Annotated in this window: 3 protein-coding genes and 2 pseudogenes; 2 read left to right on the top strand and 3 right to left on the bottom strand. The window is 63.2% G+C overall.

The features are described 5' to 3' along the window. The 3 genes and pseudogenes from K728_RS21930 to K728_RS0111085 form a co-directional block, all read right to left on the bottom strand. Positions 1 to 156 (bottom strand): annotated as a pseudogene (locus K728_RS21930) (ribosome small subunit-dependent GTPase A); the annotation flags it as partial. Position 157: 1 nt separating this feature from the next. After that, the gene (gene aroA / locus K728_RS0111090; RefSeq protein ID WP_024476751.1) at positions 158 to 1,486 is read right to left on the bottom strand and encodes a 3-phosphoshikimate 1-carboxyvinyltransferase; all 1,329 of its coding nucleotides are present in this window, start codon (positions 1,484 to 1,486) and stop codon (positions 158 to 160) included. Positions 1,487 to 1,493: 7 nt separating this feature from the next. After that, entirely contained in the window at positions 1,494 to 2,072 is a 579-nt protein-coding gene (locus K728_RS0111085) for a DoxX family protein (protein WP_019483102.1), read from the bottom strand. 299 nt (positions 2,073 to 2,371) lie between these two features. Here K728_RS0111085 and K728_RS19220 point away from each other — a divergent pair. Beyond that, positions 2,372 to 3,048: pseudogene (locus tag K728_RS19220) on the top strand (sigma-70 family RNA polymerase sigma factor). Continuing rightward, the gene (gene rsrA, locus K728_RS19215; RefSeq protein ID WP_019483104.1) at positions 3,045 to 3,305 is read left to right on the top strand and encodes a mycothiol system anti-sigma-R factor; all 261 of its coding nucleotides are present in this window, start codon (positions 3,045 to 3,047) and stop codon (positions 3,303 to 3,305) included. The pseudogene K728_RS19220 and the gene rsrA overlap by 4 nt, the downstream one beginning before the upstream one ends. Positions 3,306 to 3,337 lie beyond the last annotated feature (32 nt).

Raw genomic sequence — 3,337 nt, 5'->3', positions numbered from 1 at the left:
CCGTCCGCGGTCCACTGTGACAATCCGCCCGGTGACTGCATCGTCATAGGCTGGCCGGTCTTTGGTGCGGGGCCGGGTGCCCTTCTTGTTGGGCCGCACCCTGATATCGGATTCGTCCCAGGACCGAGCCCCGCCGCGGTTTCCTCCGGTTGCCACGTCAGAGACCGGACCCGGCGTCAGCTGGATTTCCGGTAGCGGCGAGGTCAGCCCAGAGCTGGGGGAACTGGGGCATGGTTTTGGCGGTGGTGCCGATGTTCTCGACCTCCACCCCAGGGACGGCCAGGCCGATGATGGCGCCCGCTGTCGCCATCCGATGATCCTCGTAGGTCCTGAACACGCCGCCGTGCAGGGGGGCTGGTTTGATGGACAGCCCATCAGCGGTTTCGGTGACGTCACCGCCAAGCCGGTTGATCTCGGTGGCGAGGGCTTTCAGCCGGTCCGTCTCGTGGCCGCGCAGGTGGGCGATTCCGGTGAGGACTGAGGGGGTATCAGCCAGGGCGCACAGCGCCGCCACGGTCGGCGCAAGTTCGCTGGTGTCTGCGAGGTTGGCGCCGCGGATGGTCGGGCCGCCGGTGACGGTCAATGTTCCCCGGGCGAGGGTGACGTCGGCTCCGAGCTGCGTGAGGATCTGACGCCACTGGTCGCCAACCTGTGAAGTGCCGGCGGGCCAATTCGGGATGTGTACGGTGCCGGCTGTTACCAGGGCTGCGGCGAGGAATGGTCCTGCGTTGGAGAGGTCCTGTTCAATCCGTAGGTCAAAGGCGCTGATCCGCCCGGAGGATACTCGCCACTGGTTGGGTACTGAATCGTCGACATCGACGCCGACCCCCCGTAGGACGTCGACGGTCATGGCGATGTGGTCGAGGCTGGGCACGGGTGGGCCGACGTGTTCCAGCTGGAGCCCATCAGTGAAGCGTGCGCCGACCAGGAGGAGCGCCGAGACGAACTGGGAGGAGGCACTGGCGTCGACGACTAGTCTGCCGCCGGGGACGGAGCCCGTACCGGTGAGGGTGAATGGCAACAGCCCGTCGTCGTCGTCATCCACGTCCACCCCGAGCCCGCGGAGTGCGGAGATGACGGCGCCCATGGGGCGTTGGCGGGCGTGAGGATCACCGTCGAAGGAAGTAGTTCCCTGCCGCAGGGCTGCGAGCGGAGGCACAAACCTCATCACGGTGCCGGCAAGGCCGCAGTCGATGGCGGCGTCACCGCCTACTGAGAGGTCTATGGGCGTCACCAGCAGATCGGGACCGAATGCGCCGTCGCCGGCAATTTCGGTCACCTCGGCGCCAAGGGCCCGAAGAGCTTCCACCATCAGGATGGAATCCCGGGAGATCAGTGGGGCCCGTAACCTCGATTGCCCGTCAGCGAGGGCCGCGAGGATCAGGAAACGGTTGGTGAGCGACTTGGAGCCGGGCACCTGAACTGTCGCATTGACGGACGAGGTTGCGTAGGGTGCTGGCCAATGCGACAGTTCCACGGGGGTCATTGACCTGCTAACCCACCAGCTCGGATGCAGTCTTGCGGACCGACTTGTTGGCCTTCTTCAGCTGCTTCTCAGTGTCTTTGGCAATGGTCTTGGCGTTCTTGCGGGTGTCGTTCCCAAGGGCCTTGGCGTTGCGCTTTGCGTCGGACGCGAAGTGCTCGGCACGCCACGCGAGGCCCGGGCGGCCATTGGTGTCCACCGATGCCAACAGAACTGCACCGATCAGCGAGACGTTCTTCAGGAGCTGGTTGCGCCGGTTCTTGCGTGCCTCGGCCGTCGAGGAATCCGCGGACTTGAAATCGACTAGGGTGTTGAGCCCCGCCGTGCCGACCAGCACCAGTGCGGCGACCCGCGAGAAACGTCCGATGCCGAGTAGGGCTGCGGCGCCTACCTGAGCGGCGCCGAGGGCCTGGGCAACGACTTTCTCGTTGGCGGTGACCGATGCCGCCGAGGGTACCGCTTTGTTGAGCCGGTCGAGGGTGGGGCGAAGCTGTGCGCCGGCGGCTTCGGCGTTACGCAGCCGGTCGATCCCGGCCACCACGAACGAACTTGCAAGCATTGGGCGGGCTACTACGCGAACAAGGGTCATGATTGCCTCCTGGCTATTGACTGATCGGGCACTTGAGTCCTAGTTTTGCACTTTTAAATTGGTAAGGCGACACGGGTATCTCTGGCGAGCCCATCCCGGGGTGTCCGGTTGGGGCCGGTTGACATGCAGCAGTGGAATAACCAACCAGCGCCGTCGGTTATGAGCAGTAGACAACCAACCGAACTAATGAGAGGCGGATGATGACGGCGATCGCCGCAACAGTCAGTGAGACGCCCGATTTCCAGCTGACGGTGGCGCCAGTGCGTCCCCCAGGGCGTGGGCGCGTAGACTTTTCCTCAATGAATACAACAGCCGCGGCGGGTAGTGCCCCAGCCGAAGACGATCAACTGGATGTGTCAACGGAATCGGATGCAGATCGGAAGATCCGCTTCGAACGGGACGCCATGCAGTATGTGGATCAGCTATATTCGGCTGCCATGAGGATGGCACGGAACCCGGCCGATGCTGAAGACCTGGTGCAGGAGGCCTACACCAAAGCTTTCTCGGCGTTCCATCAGTACAAACCGGGCACCAATCTGAAGGCCTGGCTATACCGCATTCTCACGAACACCTATATCAACCTGTACCGCAAGCGGCAGCGCGAGCCGTTGCAGTCCCATTCGGACACGATCGAGGATTGGCAGCTCGCCAAAGCGGCGGAACACANNNNGCCGGCCTCCGGTCGGCCGAGGTAGAGGCACTGGATCATCTTCCTGATTCAGATGTGAAGCAGGCGCTGCAGGCCATTCCGGAGGAATTCCGGCTGGCCGTCTACTTCTCCGATGTGGAGGGGTACGCCTACAAAGAAATTTCCGAGATCATGAACACCCCGATCGGCACCGTAATGTCGCGGCTGCACCGGGGGCGCAAGCTGTTGCGTGAACTGCTCGCCGAATATGCTCACGATCGGGGCCTTGGCGCCGCGAAGGCTGTAGCGGGTAGCGGCACGGCGAAGACACAGGAGGGTGGCAAATGAGCGACTGTCAGAGCCTTGGCGACTGCGCCGATTCCCGAATCGAGCGCCTGTACGACTATCTGGACGGGGCGTTGTCCCACGACGACCTGGTGGAGATCAAGAACCATCTCGAGGATTGCCCCGAGTGTGCCGAGGAGCACGACCTCGAGTGCGTCATTCGCTCGGTGGTCAAGCGATCCTGCACCGAGGTAGCTCCCACTACTCTGAAGACAAGCATCCTGGACCGGATCAGCCAGATCAAGACAGCCGAGCATTAGACCCGGCAAAACTGAGCCCAGCAAAAAGGAGC

This window comes from Arthrobacter sp. CAL618, assembly GCF_000468215.1.
Taxonomy (GTDB): Bacteria; Actinomycetota; Actinomycetes; order Actinomycetales; family Micrococcaceae; genus Arthrobacter_D.
Note: the sequence above shows the minus strand (reverse complement) of the source record. Positions and strands in the feature narration are given on the sequence as shown.

Excerpts from the sequence above, each read along its gene's own strand:
- aroA (WP_024476751.1), bottom strand. The coding sequence starts at position 1,486 with ATGACCCCCGTGGAACTGTCGCATTGGCCAGCACCCTACGCAACCTCG.
- K728_RS0111085 (WP_019483102.1), bottom strand. The coding sequence starts at position 2,072 with ATGACCCTTGTTCGCGTAGTAGCCCGCCCAATGCTTGCAAGTTCGTTC.
- rsrA (WP_019483104.1), top strand. The coding sequence starts at position 3,045 with ATGAGCGACTGTCAGAGCCTTGGCGACTGCGCCGATTCCCGAATCGAG.